Genomic DNA, 15,256 nt, shown 5'->3' with positions numbered 1-15,256 from the left:
CCGTGATGAGCGTGGACTACGACTGCTCTCCGAGGTGGCCGCCATGATCGGCGCTTCCGCCTGCGTCAGCTATTCCGAGATCCCCTTCGCCGGCCCCATCGGCTGCCTGGAGGTGGGCTATGTGGACGGCCAGATCGTCCTGAACCCCAACCAGGAGCAGCGCAAGACCTCCCGCATGGATGTCACCGTGGCCGCCACCCGGGAGAAGGTGGTCATGATCGAGGCCGGTGCCGACGAGATCCCCGACGAGATCATGTACGCCGGCATCGTGAAGGCCCACGAGGAGATCCGCAAGCAGATCGACCTCATCGACCAGATCGTCGCCGAGATCGGCAAGCCCAAGATGGAGTACGAGCACGCCCAGTTCAATCAGGAGCTGTTCGACAAGATCACCACCGAGTTCATGGACGAGGCCAAGGCCGCCATGGACACCGACGACAAGAACGTGCGCGAGGAGCGCTGGAACGCCATGATCGACCACTGGCACGAGAAGTATCTGGAGGAGTATCCCGATATGGATCAGTACCTGGAGGAGTTCACCTATAAGTTCCAGAAGAAGATCGTCAAGGCCTGGCTGCTGGAGGGCCACCGCGTGGATGGCCGCGCCAAGAACGAGATCCGTCCTCTGGCCGCCGAGGTGGGCGTGCTGCCCCGCGTCCACGGCTCCGGCCTGTTCACCCGCGGCCAGACCCAGGTCCTGTCCGTGGCCACCCTGAACACCCTGTCCGCCGCCCAGAAGCTGGACACCATCTGGGAAGAGGACGAGAAGCGCTATATGCACCACTACAACTTCCCCCCCTACTCCGTGGGCGAGGCCAAGGCTCCCCGTTCCACCAACCGTCGTGAGTACGGCCACGGCGCTCTGGCCGAGCGCGCTCTGGTGCCCGTGCTGCCCAGCGTGGACGAGTTCCCCTATGCCATCCGCGTGGTCAGCGAGGTGCTGTCCTCCAACGGTTCCACCTCTCAGGGCTCCATCTGCGGCTCCACTCTGGCCCTGATGGACGCCGGTGTGCCCATCAAGGCCCCCGTGGCCGGCATCTCCTGCGGCCTCATTCAGGACGACGACGGCTCCTTCCAGACCTTCATCGACATCCAGGGCGTGGAGGACTTCCACGGCGAGATGGACTTTAAGGTGGCCGGCACCAAGTCCGGCATCACCGCCATCCAGATGGACCTGAAGAACGACGGTCTGACCCACGAGATCATCAAGGAGGCCCTGGAGATCACCCGGGACGCCCGCTTCGCCATCCTGGACGAGATCATGCTGCCCTGCATCTCCGCCCCCCGGGCCGAGGTCAGCCGCTTCGCCCCCAAGATGATCACCATGAAGATCGAGCCTGACCGCATCCGCGAGGTCATCGGCAAGGGCGGCTCCGTCATCCAGAAGATCACCGCCGAGTCCGGCGCCCAGATCGACATTGAGGACGACGGCACCATCCACATCGCCTCCCCCGACGCCGCCAGCTGCGACGCCGCCAAGAAGATGATCGAGACCATCGTCTTCGTCCCCGAGGTGGGCGGCCTGTACTATGGCAAGGTGGTCCGCATTCTCCAGTTCGGTGCCTTTGTGGAGCTGGCCCCCGGCAAGGACGGCATGGTCCACATCTCCAAGCTGGCTGACCGCCGGGTGGAGAAGGTGGAGGACGTGGTGAACATCGGCGACATGATCTGGGTCAAGGTCACCGACATCGACGACAAGGGCCGCGTCAACCTGTCCTATAAGGACGCCCTGAAAGAGATCCGCGCCAAGAAAGAGGCCGGCGAGCCCATCAAGTAATTCCCCCTGAGCTGCGACAAAAGCCGTGAGAGCGATCTGCTCTCACGGCTTTTTGCGTTTTGCGTCTTTCGTTATCCAGCCCAGCCTCCGGTGAACAGGAACAGGATCAGCAGCAGGGACAGGATCAGGGACAGGCCCCGTCGCCACTCCGGTTTGGGTCTCCAGGCGGCGGCCCGGCGGATGCGGATGGCGGCGTCGCACTCTCCAAAGGCGGACACGCTGCCCCACAGGTGCCGCCCGGCGGCAAGCTCGGTAAGCATCCGGGCGTACTCCCGCCGCCCCTCCGGCTCCAGCTGGTTCAGCACCGCCCGGTCGCAGGCCAGCTCCATGTCCCGGTTGGTCAGGCGATAGGCCGCCCAGTGCAGGGGGCTCCACCAGAACAGAGCCATGGAGATGGCATTGGCCATCTTCCACCAGGGGTGGTGCATTTTGATGTGTTCCCCCTCGTGGCGCAACACCAGGGCCATCCGCTCCGGGGGCAGTTCTTTTTGCAGGCAGATCACATGCTGAACGCCGTCCCCCGCCCCCGTGTCGTGGCCCCTGCGGACAAAGCTGGTGGGCAGGTCGCCGCACAGCCGCACCGCCACCGTCTTGGGGTCCAGGCCAAACTCCGCCACGCTCTCCGGCGGCAGCCGCTCCCCCTGTTGGCCCAGGCATTTCAGGCGGCCCTCCGTCCGGGTGCTCCAGACCAGCACCGCCGTCACCATACCTAGCCACACAAGGCCGATGGCCATCATCTGCCCCTGGGACAGCGGGCAGAAAATTTTCACCCCGCCGGGCAGGGCCAGGGTGTCCTGTGCCCCCTCCGTCCAGGGGGCGGGCAGGATGGCGGGGGTCTGGCTGGGCTCCTCCAGCCGCAGGCGCAGCAGTCCCCGGAAAGACCAGGGCAGCACTTTCACTCGGCCATACAGGCACCAGATATAGGCGGTATAGCTGCAATACCACCCGAAGGACCACAGCCGCACCCGGTCCCGGGGCTCCAACAGGGGGTTGGTCACGGGACGCAGCAGAATGATGATCCCAAAGGTCAGGGCGGTGATCACGCCCACGCTGAAATACATGTTGGCCATGTCGTAAAGCAGCATCAGGCCCGTTTTCCAAACAGCGTTCACAGTCACCCCTCCCATGTGGTCCGGTCGATCAGCTCCTTCAGCTCCTCCGCCTCCGCCGGGGTCAGCTTTCTGCCCCCAAAAAAGGCGGCCAGGAAGGGGGACAGCCCCCCGGCCCGGCGCTCCAGTTCCGCCCCCTCCGCCCGGATGGCCGCCTCCCGGGTGAGCAGGGGGGTGACCACCGTGTCACGGTGGTCCACCGCCCCCTTGTTTTTCAGGCGGCGCAGGACGGTATAGGTGGTGCTCTCGTTCCACCCCAGCCGCTGGGCGCACAGCTCCACCAGCTGGGCGGAGTGGACCGCGCCCGTCTGCCACAGGATCTCCATCAGCTTGTATTCCCCGTCAAACAGCTTTTCCATGGGATCGCCTCCTTCTAGTTTATTGCGATAAACCTTTCTTCTAGCCCGAGTTTATCAGAATAAACCATGTTTGTCAAGACGATTTTGGGGGACGGATCGCCGCGTCGCTTCGCTCCTCGCAATGACACGATGCCAAGCCTTCCCCCTCCCAGGGGGAAGGTGGCCCGCAGGGCCGGATGAGGGTGACTATCGTGGGTGTAGTGGTCATCGTGCGGGCGGACACAGAGGTCCGCCCCTACAAAAGCCATCGTGACACGCCGTAGGGGCCGACCTCCGTGTCGGCCCGTCGTTAGCGGATGCACCCCCGTGGTCCCCCTCATCCGTCACGGCTGCGCAGTCGTTGGCAGCTTTGCTGCCTTACGAATGCGGCGTACCCCTTGCGGGTGCTGCGCCATGCCACCTTCTCCCCTGCGGGGCGAAGGCTAAAACTCATCACTCATCACTCATCACTCATCACTCCTCCCTCCTAACTCCTAACTCCCCAACATTGCCACCACCTCAAAAATCGGCTATAATAGCTCTATCCCCGCTCAGCAGGCGGGATGATTTTAAGGAGGACACAGCTATGCTTTTGAATATATTGGCCGTTGGCGACGTGGTGGGCGAGGGCGGCCTGGACATTCTCTCCCGCCGACTGGACGGCCTGCGGCAGGAGACGGAGGCCAACTTTGTGGTGGTCAACGGGGAAAACGCCTCCGGCGTGGGCATCACCCCCGCCCAGGCCCGGCGCATTCTGGAGGCCGGGGCCGACGTCATCACCCTGGGCAACCACACCTGGAACCGGCTTCAGATCGGGGACTATCTGGACAAGGAGGCCCGCATCCTCCGCCCCGCCAACTACGCCGGGCGGGTGCCGGGCCGGGGCATGGGCATCTACCCCTGCAAGGGGCTGCGCATCGCCGTTTTGAACCTGATGGGCCGGGCGGAGCTGAACTCCAACCTGGACAACCCCTTTAAAATGGCTAACACCCTGCTGCGCGGCGGCGATTTTGACCTGGCCCTGCTGGACTTCCACGCCGAGGCCACCAGCGAAAAGGGCGCCATGGGCTGGTTTCTGGACGGCAAGGTCCAGGCCGTGTGGGGCACCCACACCCATGTGCCCACCGCCGACTGCCAGATCCTGCCCCGGGGCACCGGCTTTGTCACCGACTTAGGCATGACCGGCCCCAGCCGTCGGTTTTGGGCATCAAGCCGGAGAACTCCATCAACCTCTTCATGGGCGGCCTGCCCCGGCGGTATGAGGAGGCGGAGGGCAACTGCAAGCTCAACGCCTGCCTGTTCACCATCGACACGGAGAAAAAGCGCTGCACCGGCGTCCGCCGGGCGGATATTCAGGAGTGAAGCCCATGCTGAACATCATTCACGGGGCGGACTTCCATCTGGACAGCCCCTTTTCCGGCCTCAGCCCGGAGCGGGCGGCCCAGCGGCGGGGGGAGCAGCGGGACCTGCTGACCCGCCTGGCCCAGCTGGCCCGGGAGAAGCAGGCCGACCTGGTGCTGCTGTCCGGCGACCTGATGGACGGGGAGACCGTCTATCGGGAGACGGCCCAGGCCCTCTCCCAGGCATTGGGCGGCATCCCCTGCCCGGTGTTCCTGGCCCCGGGCAACCACGACTGCTATAGCCCCTCCTCGGTGTACGCCACCCTGGACTGGCCGGACAACGTCCACATCTTCACCACCCCCGCTGTGGAGGGGGTGGACCTGCCCCAGCTCAACTGCACCGTCTATGGCCGGGCCTTCTGTTCCCCCCACGAGACGGAATCCCCCCTGGCCGGCTTTCAGGCGGCGGAGGACGGACGGCTGACGCTGGCCTGTCTCCACGGGGACACGGCCCCCGGCAGCGGCTACGGCCCCATCTCCCAGGAGGAGATCGCCGCCAGCGGCCTGGACTATCTGGCCCTGGGCCACGTCCACCAGTACAGCGGCCTGCAGCGGGCGGGGCGGACCGTCTGGGCCTATCCCGGCTGTCCCGAGGGCCGGGGCTTTGACGAGACGGGGGAGAAGGGCGTGCTGCTCCTCCACGCCCAGCCGGGACAGGTGGTGGGGGAGTTCGTCCCCCTGTGCCGCCGCCGGTATCAGGACATCCGGGTGGACGTCACCGGCTCTGATTCCCTGGCCGCCGTGCTGGCCGCCCTGCCCCCGGACACGGGGGAGGATATCTATCGCATCATTCTCACCGGCAGCTGCGCCGCCGCCGACTTGAGCGCCCTGGAGCGCGTCCTCTCCCCCCGGTTCTATGGTCTGGACCTGCGGGACGAGACCCGCCTGCCCCAGGACCTGTGGCAGCGCCGTGACGAGGACAGCCTGACGGGGCTGTTTCTCAGCCGCATGTGGCAGCTGTGCCAGCAGCGGCCCGACGACCCCATCTGCCAGCTGGCCGCCCGGTTCGGTCTGGCCGCACTGGAAAACGGGGAGGATATCTGCCCATGAAAATCAGATCTATGACCGCCATCTTCGGCAAGCTGGACCGCGCCCGGCTGGAGCTGGGGGATGGCCTGAACCTGATCTACGCCCCCAACGAGGGGGGCAAATCCACCTGGTGCGCCTTCTGGCGGGCCATGCTCTATGGCTTCGACACCCGGGAACGGGACCGGAAGGGCCGCCTGGCGGAGAAAAATCGCTATCAGCCCTGGTCCGGGGCCCCCATGGCCGGGGAGCTGGGGCTGGAGTGGGCGGGGGCGAAACATCACCATCCGCCGGGGCCCCAAAAACGGCGCGCCCTTCGCCGCCTTTGCCGCCGTGTACACCGGGACGGAGGAGCCGGTGCCCGGCCTCACCGCCGACACCTGCGGGGAGCTGCTCACCGGCGTGGGCCGGGAGGTGTTTGAGCGCTCCGCCTTTCTGGGGAACGGGGGCGACCTGTCCGTCACCGCCGCCCCGGAGCTGGAGCGGCGCATCGCCGCCCTGGTCTCCTCCGGGCAGGAGGACGTATCTTTCTCCCAGACCCAGGCCCGCCTGCGGGAGTGGCTGAACCGCCGCCGGGTGAACAAGAGCGTGGGAGAGATCCCCAAGCTGGAGCAGGAGCTCTCCCAAGTGGAGGAGCAGCTGGCCCAGCGCTCCGCCCTGTGCGGGGAGATCGCCCATCTGGAGCAGACCGTCCGGGCCTTAGAGGGGCAGCGGGCCGACGCCCTCTCCCGCCTCCGCCGCAGCCGTCAGGCCGCCCAGAATCAGCTGGACCAGACCCGGCAGGAGGCCCGGTCCGCCCTGGACGAGGCCCAGGAGCAGCTGGAGCAGCTGGAGCAATACGGCCCCCTCCCGCCGAAAGACCGGCTGAAGCAGGCCCAGGGGGAGCTGCAATACTTGAAAAGTGCTGGACGAGGAGATCCGCCAGGCCGAGGCCGACCACAAGGCGGCGGAGGACCACTATGTCCAGACCCAGATCGCCATCCAGGACCAGCACTTCCCCGGCCTCACCGGGGAGGAGGCTCTGGCTCAGGTCCACAAGGACCTGGACCAGCACCGCTGCTGTCTGGCCCGCGCCAAAAAGAAAGCCTTGTGGGCCAAGCTCCTGCCCCTGTTGGGCCTGCTGGCCGCTGCGGGCAGCGGGGCGGCAGGTTATTTTGTCCAGAAGCAGCCCGTTGGCCTGCCCCTGGCCGCCGGAGCAGCCGTATTTGTGCTGACCCTGATCTTCTCCGGGGTCTGCCGGAGCAAGGCCCGGGGGCTGAAAGACCGGGGAGAAAAAATTCTGGCCCGCTATGGGGTCGGTGACCCCGACGCTCTGCTGCCCCTGGCGGAGGACTATCAGGCCCGCCGCCGTGCTGCCGACCAGGCCGCAGAGCAGCTGAAAGCCGTCCGGGGAGCTCTGAATGACCGCCGGGCCCGGCGGGAGAACAGCCAGGCCGATCTGCTGCGCTTTGCCCGCTCCTTTGCCCCCCAGGTCAGCAGTCTGTTCGGGGTATCTGCCGCCCTGTCCCGGGCGCTGGGGCTGGACCACGAAGCGGAGCTGGCCCGCCAGCGGGTGGCCGAGCGCCGCCGCCGGCTGGACGACCTGCCCCAGCAGGCGGGGGGAGCCGCCGTGCAGGACGACCCCGCTTTGACCCGCGCCGCCGCCCGGCTGGACCAGGCCCGTCAGGCGCTGGACCAGGCCCTGGGCCGTCAGGCCGCTTTGGGCGACCCAGCCGCCCTGTGCGCCCGCCGGGAGCAGCTTCAACAGCAGCTGGAGCAGCGGCGGCAGGAGCACCAGGCCCTCACCCTGGCCCTGTCCGCACTGGAGCAGGCCAACGCCCGGCTGCAGGAGCGGTTTTCCCCCGCCCTGAACCGGCTGGCCGGGGAGTATCTCTCCCGGCTCACCGGGCAGCGCTACCGCCGGGTGTCCTTCACTCGGGAGCTGGAGGGCTCTGCCGCCACGGCGGGCGACCTGTCCCCCCGCAGTGCCCTGTATCTGTCCCGGGGCACGGCGGACCAGCTCTATCTGGCCCTGCGTCTGGCGGTGTGCCGCCTGTGCCTGCCGGAAAAGCCCCCCATCGTATTGGACGACGCCCTGGCCGCCTTCGACGACCAGCGCCTGGGTCAGGCTCTGGACCTGCTCCAAGAACTCGCCCAGGACCAGCAGGTGCTCCTCTTCACCTGCCACCGCCGGGAGGGAGAACTGCTGACCGGAACTCCCGGCGTCACCAAACTGGCGCTGCCCTGAACCTTGCATAAAAACGTCGAAGCCGCCCGCGCATTGCTGCGCGGGCGGCTTCTGGCTTGTTGAAATCCGCTCCTTTGCTTCAAGAAGGAGGAACTCACATGATTTATACGGGGCCTAACAGCTCCAGTCGGGGGTCGGCCTTTACCACATCCAGCAGGTCCTCCGACACCTGGATCTCCTCCATGTGGAGGGTGTCCCGGATGCGGACGATCTTCAGCTTCTCCGGGTCGTTGTCCTGCAGGACCTTCACAGCCACCCGAATGGCCTCCTCCTCGTCGGCGGCCACCAGGGGGATCTTGCAGTCGTCCAGACAGCCCAGGGCGATGTCGTTGGCATACATGGCCTCCATGTTAAGCTGGTCGAACAGCTTGCGGGTGGTCACGTCGAAGATGCCGATGCCCACTGCGCTGCCGTGGGAGGCCGGGGAGACGTCCAGCACCACCATGCGGCCAATTTTGGGCACGGGGAGGACGAACTCCTTCAGCAGAAAGCTCTTGCCCAGAATATTGGGGTCATAGCCGTTGCCCGAGATGTCCTTGCCGATCTGCTCCACCACCAGCACGTCGATGTCCGGGATCATGAGGATGGGCATATTCTTTCGGGAGAGCATCACCAGCTCCGCCTCCCGCTCCAGCATCTTTTCGGCGGGGACGGCCTCCACCAGCAGGGTCTGGTCATAGGCGTTTTCCATGATGGCCACGCCAAAGCCCACCTTTGCCCGGGACAGGATCAGCCGGGTGGCCTCCCGCAGGGTGTCGCCGAAATAGCTGAAGTCCGCCTTGTGGATGGCGGTGCAGCCCTTGTGGTGGCCCAGGCCGATGACCAGCATCTTGCACATGCCGCTCTGGATGGTGTCCACAAAGTCGGTGTGCAGCTTCACCCGGTTGATGGGGATGACCAGGTCGGCCTGCTCCAGGCAGAGCTTGTCGAAATAGACCTGGATGCCCCGGCTGGTGCTGCCCAGCAGCTCCACGTCGTTGTTGGCGATCACCGGGATGCCCATGGCCTCCTGGGTGATGCCATAGGTGTGCAAGATCTCCAGCTGCCCCTCCAGGGTGCCGCCGCCGTGGCTGCCCATGGCGGCCACGATAAAGGGCTCGGCGCCCAAGGCCAGCAGCTGGTCCACCACGCACTTGACGATGCGGGACAGGTTGCGGATGCCCCGGCTGCCCACGGCCAGGGCCACCCGCATACCGGGCTTTACCTGGGCGCGGATCTCCGCCTTGGCAAACTCCCGGGCCACGGTGCCCTCGATGTCCTCCAGATGTTCTTTGTTGAAGGACTGGCGCACCCGATACATCTTTGGCAGCGGGCGCTTCAGGTCTTCCTCCAGCAGCAGAGGCATTTCGCTCCCTCCTTATTACGCTTCTAAATTTACGCTTTTAATTTACTTGCCCATCAGGTGCAGCACGCCCATGGTCACCGGCTCCACAAAGGTGACCAGCATCAGCACCACCAACAGAGAGAGGATAAAGCGCAGGGTGGGCTTGATCATGCGGCTCATGGGTTCCTTGGAAATAGCCGAGGCCACGAACAGGTCGATGCCATAGGGCGGGGTGACAAAGCCAATGGCCAGGTTCATGGTCAGCATAATGCCGAACTGAATGGGGGTCATGCCCAGGTTGGTGACGATGGGCAGCAGAATGGGGGACAGGATGATGGTGGCGGGGATGTTGTCGATGAGACAGCCCACGCCCAGCAGCAGCAGGTTGATGAGCAGCAGCAGCAAGATCCGGTTGTCCGTCACGCCCAGGATGGCCCCAGCGATGCGGGCAGGGATTTTTTCCATGGTGAGGTAGGCGGCAAAGGCCATGGAGAAGCCCACCATAAAGGTGGTCATGCCGTTGACGTTGATGCTGTCGTACAGGGACTTGTACACATCCACCAGCCGGAATTCCTTATATACGAACACGCTGACGATCACGCAGTATACCACCGCGATCACCGCCGACTCCGTGGGGGTAAACTTGCCGGAATAGATGCCGCCCAGGATGATGACCGGGGTCATCAGGGCCCAGAAGGCCTCCTTAAAGGACTTCCACACGTCCCGCAGACTGGGGCACTTGCCCGTGGTCTGATAGCCCTCTTTTTTAGAGACGATCACGCACACCACGATCAGGGCCACGCCCATGAGCACGCCGGGCAGGATGCCCGCGATGAACAGGTCGCTCACCGACTGGTTGGTGACCACGGCATAGATGACGAAGGGGATGCTGGGAGGAATGATGACGCCGATGGTGCCGGCGGAGGCGGCCAGGGAGGCGCTGAAGGCCTTGTCATAGCCCCGCTTGGTCATCTCGGGGATCATAAAGCCGCCGATGGCGGAGGTGGTGGCCATGGCCGAGCCGGAGATGGCCGCAAAGATCATACAGGCCAGGGTGGTCACAATGGCCAGGCCGCCGGTGATCCAGCCCAAAAGCGTGTCGCAGAAGTCCACGATGCGCCTTGCCACGCCGCCGGTGCTCATCAGATTCCCGGCCAGCATGAAGAAGGGGATGGCCATCAGGGGGAAGGAGTCCACGCCGGTGATGGCGTTCTGGGTGATGAGCGCCAGGGGCATGTTGGTAAAGCACACCAGGGTCACCAACGTGGAGATGCCGATGGCATAGCCGATGGGGATGGTCAGAATGACCAGCAGGATAAAGGTGCCAAACAGAACCAGTATGTCCATTTATGCCTCAGCCTCCTTTGTCTCGCTCTCGCCGGAGCCGCCGCCCAGTTCCTTGACAGAGGTGACGATCTGGCCGATGATCCGCAGACCCACCACAAGCTGGCTGAAGGGCAGGGAGGCATAGACGATCCACATGGGGATCTTCAGGGCGGTGGAGCTGTTGCCCCGGGCCTTCATGGACATGACCAGGTCAAAGCCATACTTGACCAGGAACACGCAGAACAGCAGCAGGATCACGTTGGCCACGATGGCCAGCACCAGCTTTCCCCGGCCCTTCAGCTTGTTAGACAGCATATCCATGCGGATATGGTCGTTGCCCTTCATAGACACGCTGGTGCCCAGCCAGATCTGCCAGATGAACACATAGCGGGCCAGCTCCTCGCTCCAGGACAGGGAGTTGTTGAATACGTAACGCATTACCACCTGTACAAAGATCAGCAGGGTGGTAAAGGCAAGGCTTATCACCAAAAGGTGCGCTTCCAACGAGTTATAGAAGCCAATGACTTTTTTCATACGCTATCCACCTCAGTCTTTTAAAAGGGGCTGGGTGCGGGACCCGCACCCAGCTCCTGATGGAATCGAACGGTTCGCTTACTGTCCGCGATAGGGCGCCACGGCATCCATCACGTCCTGGCCGAACTGCTCGGCGGCGTCGTCATACATGGGGGCCACCTTCTCGGCGAACAGAGCCTTGTTCTCGGGAGTGACATAGGTGATCTCCATGCCGGCGTCGGCCAGCTTCTGGATATACTCGTCATTCTGGCTGACCTCCAGCTCCCGCTGATAGTCCACCAGATAGGTCTTCACGCCCTCGTCCACAATGGCCTTGGCCTGATCGTCCAGGCTGTTGTAGAAGTCGGTGTTGATGCAGATGGTGCAGAAGTCATAGATGTGCTCGGTGGTGCTGAGATACTTCTGAACTTCCTGGAACTTGGACTCATAGATCAGGGAGGCGGGGTTCTCCTCGCCGTCCACGGTGCCCTGCTGCATGGCGGTGAACAGCTCAGACCAGGCCATGGGGGTGGCGTTGGCGCCCAGCAGCTTGAACATGGTCACGAACATCTCGTTGGACATGCAGCGCATCTTCAGACCCTTCAGGTCGTCGGGGGTCTCGATGGGCCGGACCTTGTTGGTCATGTTGCGGATGCCGTTGAAGTTATAGCCCAGGTTGGTCAGGCCCACGTTGGCGTCGGCCAGCTTCTGGTTCAGCAGGGTGCCCAGCTCGCCGTCCACGGCGGCAAAGGCGTCGTCGGTGTTGGTGAACAGATAGGGCATGGCCAGGATGCCGAAGGCGTCCACATAGTTGTTCATCACGCTGGCGGAGGGGACCACCATGGTCAGGGTGCCCAGGGCCACCGACTCCAGCATGGCCTCGTCGCCGCCCAGCACGCCGTTGGGGTGGACGTCCACGGTGATGGCCCCGCCGGACTGCTCCTCCACAAAGTCCTTGAACTTCAGGCTGGCCAGGTGCAGGGAGTGGTTTTCAGAGCAGATATGCCCCAGGGAGATGCTGTAGCTGCCTCCGGTATACCCGGAGCCGGAGCCGCCGGCACTGCCGGAGCCACCGGAGGAGGCGGAACCGCCGCCGGAAGTGGAGGGGGTGCTGTTGTTTCCGCCACAGGCCGCCAGAGAGATACACATGGCCGCCGCCAGCAAGGTACTCAGAAACTTTTTCATAAGACATGCTCCCTTCATTTCTATCCAATTTTAAATGTTAAGTAATGCGCTCCTTTATAATATTGGTCTCTCGCTCTCACAGGATGGTGATGGTTCCCTGCTCCACGTCCAGGGCGATGTTCATGCCGCTTTCCACGTCGGTGAAGAACTCCGGGTCCACCCGGTGGACCATGGGCATCTCCATGGCCGCCGCCGCGGCCACCAGAACGGTGTCCGCCTCCTGGACCACAATGGCCGCCGGGCCGTTATTTCGCATCATCAGCTTATAAAGGCCGTCCAGCTGGACCACGGAGCTGCCCTTGCCCGAGGGCATGATGAGCACCTTGCCCACCACCGACTTGCCAAAGGCATCGTGGTTGCGCTCCTTGACCACGCCGGTCTCCGGCTCCACCAGATAGAAGCAGATGGCGTCTTTAGACACCAGGGCCGGGGCGCTGTCCACCTTGCCCTTGGTGATCTGACTGCAATGATAGGCCTTGCTCATTTCAGCACCTCCCCGTCGATGGCCGCCTGGACAGATTCTTCAATGGGACGAATGATAAACTCGATGTCCCGGATCTCGTTGTAATAAGCGCACTTGGGCGAGTCAGTCACGCCCACGCCGTGGTAATAGGGCTGCCAGCAGGGGGGCACGTCGATGCAGGTGTCCGACACAATGTGGCCGCCGGCTCGCTGGATGATGGCGTTATAGCCCATGCGCTCGGCCAGCTCCTTGGTCAGGGAGCTCACCAGCAGCCACACCGGCACCTTGAACTTCTTCCCCTCGCACACTCTGGCGATGGTGGCCACCTGGTTGATGGTGATGTGGGGGCAGCCGAACATGGCAAAATCGATCTTCTTGGGCTCCCGGCACAGGCGCTCACGGGTCTCGGCCAGGTCTTTGTCGGTGATGACGATGGTCTCCTTGATCTTCTTGCCGCCGATGGCCGCCTCCAAGGTGGGGGCCTCGGGGGTGATGCCCTCGATGTGATACATGGACACGCAGCCCGAGGTGTTCAACTGGGCGCCGAAGTTCATAAAGCCCTCGGGGGTGGGGCGCTTTTTGATGCCCCGGAACACGGGGATCTCCAGGCCCTTATATTTCTCCGGGTAGCACCAGCCCAGGATCTGATAGTCAAAGTCGGTCTCCACCTTGGCCTGCACGTCCACCACGATCTCCGCCTTGCGGTTCTCGTCCAGCAGCAGTCCATAGCGGGGGACCACGCCGGTGATGGCGGCGCACAATGCGCTGTTAGAGCCCTCCCGGTTGGTCCGGGCCCCGATGACCGAGTTCACATAGGGGGTGGCACTGGACTCGGAGAAGGCGATCACCTCGCCAAAGGCGGGCACGTTCTGCTGTAAGTAGGGGGTGCAGTCAAAGGTCAGTTGCGCACCCAGCTTGCGATAGGCCTCGTTGGTGGCGCTGACGATCTCCTTGCCCGCCTTGGGGATCTCGAAGAGATGGTCGTTGAGATATTTCAGGTTGATGCTGGGGTTCACCGTGGGGGGGATGATGCACTTGGCTCCCTTGGAGAGCATCTTCTCCGCAAACCACAGGTCCGCGTCCTGGGCGCTCAGGGCCACGTGGGTCCTGGTGATGGGAACGAACCGGTCCGCGTCAAAGGCGTTGCCGATTGCCAACTGGATCTCCAGGGCATAGGCCATGCCCTCGCCATATTTCCCCGCCAGAATGTCTTTCTCATAACTCGTTAATTCCATCCGCCACACCTCTCATGTCTGAAATAATTTGTCAGCAGTATTCAATGTTCAGTTCGTTTCACTTGTATACTACCTATGGCTAGGATTATATACTCGCAGCTTGAAATATGTCAATTCTAATTTGAAATGCCCGTATTATCCCTGCTTTATTTTGCACAATTCTTTCATTTTATGAAAGTCCAGGCATACAAGTTACTTCTTTTTCGGGAAATTATCATTTTTCAAAACCTATTCTCCACCGCTTTTCACCACATGTATCGCACCTGTATACGATTTACCAGTTCGTGGCCCCTCTCAGGCTTTTACCCGCTATAATTTTAGTGAATTTCACAATTTCTTAATATTTTAAAGCTCCAGCCTGTTTCCGTCTCTATGCGGCCCATCCCGGCCGGGAAATTCTACGCCTGTTTTTCTGAATAGTGGTTGACTTTTCCTATTTTCTCTTCATAATGGAGGGTGAAGAGGAGCGATCCCCACCCCGCTGCATTCTGCCATTCCGTTGTGGTTGTATGCAACCTGTTTGTTGTTATGAAGGAGAAACGACCATGATCCAAAAAGAACGAAACCGCGCCGGACGCTCCGGCACGCTGATGAAATCCGTCTACCACTCTTTAAAAGAGGATATCTGCAACGGCGTCATCAAAACCGGCGAGCTGCTCAGCGAGGCCCATCTGGCCGAGCGGCTCAGCGTCAGCCGCACCCCCGTGCGGGAGGCCCTGGCCGCCCTGGAGAACGAGGGCCTGGTGGACATCCGCCGGGGCATCGGGGCCAGCGTCAAGCCCATCACCGCCGGTGACCTGCTTCATATTTACGAGCTGCGGAAGGTATTAGAACCCATGGCCGCCAAAACCGCCGTATACCACTTAACAAATGCCGAGCTGGAGCACAGCCGCAAGCAGTTCCTCTCCTTATTAAAGCTGCGGGAGTCCCCCCAGGTCCAGGTGGCCCGCTATGCCGACGTGGACTGGCGCTTCCACATGCTCATCGTCCACCGCAGCGAAAACGACTATATCGAGCGGATGATGAATCTCATCATCCCCAACGTCCGCCGCATCCAGGCCATGTCCTATCGCCCGGAGGAGCCCGCCGAGAGCCAGAGCCTGGTCCTGGAGGACAGCGTCCAGCGGCACATCCAGCTTATCAATATATTAAAAGAGAAGGACGTGCCCAAGATCCAAAAGGAGCTGATCTCCCACCTGGACTGGTCCCTGGCCGACTTTCTCGCCTCCTCCCCCCTGCTGTAACGGGCCGCCCCCGGTCTTCTCCGGCAAAAAACGGAATATTCTGTCACGTTCTTCCTGTTTTGTCTCTCCCCACAAAAGATTTTCTGAAA

At 62.9% G+C, this 15,256-nt stretch carries 13 protein-coding genes and 1 pseudogene; 6 read left to right on the top strand and 8 right to left on the bottom strand.

The window, feature by feature from the left end; translation table 11 throughout:
- On the top strand, nt 1-1,777 hold a 1,777-nt coding region (locus ACSAMP_RS04155), incomplete at its 5' end, for a polyribonucleotide nucleotidyltransferase (protein ID WP_457799618.1).
- 71 nt (nt 1,778-1,848) lie between these two features.
- Here the strand turns inward: ACSAMP_RS04155 and ACSAMP_RS04150 are convergent.
- On the bottom strand, nt 1,849-2,889 hold the full coding sequence (locus tag ACSAMP_RS04150; protein ID WP_457799617.1) for a M56 family metallopeptidase: 1,041 nt from the start codon (nt 2,887-2,889) through the stop codon (nt 1,849-1,851).
- A gap of 2 nt (nt 2,890-2,891) precedes the next feature.
- Entirely contained in the window at nt 2,892-3,245 is a 354-nt protein-coding gene (locus tag ACSAMP_RS04145; protein ID WP_457799616.1) for a BlaI/MecI/CopY family transcriptional regulator, read from the bottom strand.
- Nucleotides 3,246-3,810: 565 nt separating this feature from the next.
- Here ACSAMP_RS04145 and ACSAMP_RS04140 point away from each other — a divergent pair.
- From ACSAMP_RS04140 to ACSAMP_RS04125, 4 genes and pseudogenes are all read left to right on the top strand, one after another.
- A pseudogene (locus ACSAMP_RS04140) lies at nt 3,811-4,359 on the top strand (TIGR00282 family metallophosphoesterase); the annotation flags it as partial.
- Nucleotides 4,360-4,591: 232 nt separating this feature from the next.
- Complete coding sequence (locus tag ACSAMP_RS04135; RefSeq protein WP_457799615.1) at nt 4,592-5,674, top strand: metallophosphoesterase family protein; 1,083 nt, start codon at nt 4,592-4,594, stop codon at nt 5,672-5,674.
- On the top strand, nt 5,671-6,072 hold the full coding sequence (locus ACSAMP_RS04130; protein ID WP_457799614.1) for an ATP-binding protein: 402 nt from the start codon (nt 5,671-5,673) through the stop codon (nt 6,070-6,072). The genes ACSAMP_RS04135 and ACSAMP_RS04130 overlap by 4 nt, the downstream gene beginning before the upstream one ends.
- 479 nt (nt 6,073-6,551) lie before the next feature.
- Entirely contained in the window at nt 6,552-7,877 is a 1,326-nt protein-coding gene (locus ACSAMP_RS04125; RefSeq protein WP_457799613.1) for an ATP-binding protein, read from the top strand.
- 103 nt (nt 7,878-7,980) lie between these two features.
- On the opposite strand, the gene ACSAMP_RS04120 is transcribed toward ACSAMP_RS04125, so the two are convergent.
- The 6 genes from ACSAMP_RS04120 to ACSAMP_RS04095 all read right to left on the bottom strand — a co-directional run bounded on the left by ACSAMP_RS04120 (nt 7,981) and on the right by ACSAMP_RS04095 (nt 13,923).
- Nucleotides 7,981-9,222: a nickel pincer cofactor-dependent isomerase, group 22 gene (locus ACSAMP_RS04120; protein WP_457799612.1), complete on the bottom strand. Its 1,242-nt coding sequence runs from the start codon at nt 9,220-9,222 to the stop codon at nt 7,981-7,983.
- A 42-nt stretch (nt 9,223-9,264) separates the two neighbouring features.
- Entirely contained in the window at nt 9,265-10,548 is a 1,284-nt protein-coding gene (locus ACSAMP_RS04115; protein WP_457799611.1) for a TRAP transporter large permease, read from the bottom strand.
- Entirely contained in the window at nt 10,549-11,061 is a 513-nt protein-coding gene (locus ACSAMP_RS04110) for a TRAP transporter small permease (RefSeq protein WP_457799610.1), read from the bottom strand.
- Nucleotides 11,062-11,139: 78 nt separating this feature from the next.
- Entirely contained in the window at nt 11,140-12,225 is a 1,086-nt protein-coding gene (locus ACSAMP_RS04105) for a TRAP transporter substrate-binding protein (RefSeq protein ID WP_457799609.1), read from the bottom strand.
- Nucleotides 12,226-12,301: 76 nt separating this feature from the next.
- The gene (locus tag ACSAMP_RS04100) at nt 12,302-12,709 is read right to left on the bottom strand and encodes an aconitase X swivel domain-containing protein (RefSeq protein WP_457799608.1); all 408 of its coding nucleotides are present in this window, start codon (nt 12,707-12,709) and stop codon (nt 12,302-12,304) included.
- Nucleotides 12,706-13,923: an aconitase X catalytic domain-containing protein gene (locus tag ACSAMP_RS04095; RefSeq protein WP_457799607.1), complete on the bottom strand. Its 1,218-nt coding sequence runs from the start codon at nt 13,921-13,923 to the stop codon at nt 12,706-12,708. The genes ACSAMP_RS04100 and ACSAMP_RS04095 overlap by 4 nt, the downstream gene beginning before the upstream one ends.
- A 545-nt stretch (nt 13,924-14,468) precedes the next feature.
- Between ACSAMP_RS04095 and ACSAMP_RS04090 the strand changes: the two genes are divergently transcribed.
- Complete coding sequence (locus tag ACSAMP_RS04090) at nt 14,469-15,167, top strand: GntR family transcriptional regulator (protein ID WP_457799606.1); 699 nt, start codon at nt 14,469-14,471, stop codon at nt 15,165-15,167.
- The last annotated feature ends 89 nt before the right edge of the window (nt 15,168-15,256 follow it).

The organism is Flintibacter sp. SJQ-8 (assembly GCF_054108085.1).
The sequence above is the reverse complement of the archived record's forward strand: the minus strand, read 5'-3'. Positions and strand labels throughout refer to the sequence as shown.

Coding starts and splice junctions, on each gene's coding strand:
- ACSAMP_RS04145 (WP_457799616.1), bottom strand. CDS start 3,245: ATGGAAAAGCTGTTTGACGGGGAATACAAGCTGATGGAGATCCTGTGG.
- ACSAMP_RS04135 (WP_457799615.1), top strand. CDS start 4,592: ATGCTGAACATCATTCACGGGGCGGACTTCCATCTGGACAGCCCCTTT.
- ACSAMP_RS04130 (WP_457799614.1), top strand. CDS start 5,671: ATGAAAATCAGATCTATGACCGCCATCTTCGGCAAGCTGGACCGCGCC.
- ACSAMP_RS04120 (WP_457799612.1), bottom strand. CDS start 9,222: ATGCCTCTGCTGCTGGAGGAAGACCTGAAGCGCCCGCTGCCAAAGATG.
- ACSAMP_RS04115 (WP_457799611.1), bottom strand. CDS start 10,548: ATGGACATACTGGTTCTGTTTGGCACCTTTATCCTGCTGGTCATTCTG.
- ACSAMP_RS04110 (WP_457799610.1), bottom strand. CDS start 11,061: ATGAAAAAAGTCATTGGCTTCTATAACTCGTTGGAAGCGCACCTTTTG.
- ACSAMP_RS04105 (WP_457799609.1), bottom strand. CDS start 12,225: ATGAAAAAGTTTCTGAGTACCTTGCTGGCGGCGGCCATGTGTATCTCT.
- ACSAMP_RS04100 (WP_457799608.1), bottom strand. CDS start 12,709: ATGAGCAAGGCCTATCATTGCAGTCAGATCACCAAGGGCAAGGTGGAC.
- ACSAMP_RS04095 (WP_457799607.1), bottom strand. CDS start 13,923: ATGGAATTAACGAGTTATGAGAAAGACATTCTGGCGGGGAAATATGGC.
- ACSAMP_RS04090 (WP_457799606.1), top strand. CDS start 14,469: ATGATCCAAAAAGAACGAAACCGCGCCGGACGCTCCGGCACGCTGATG.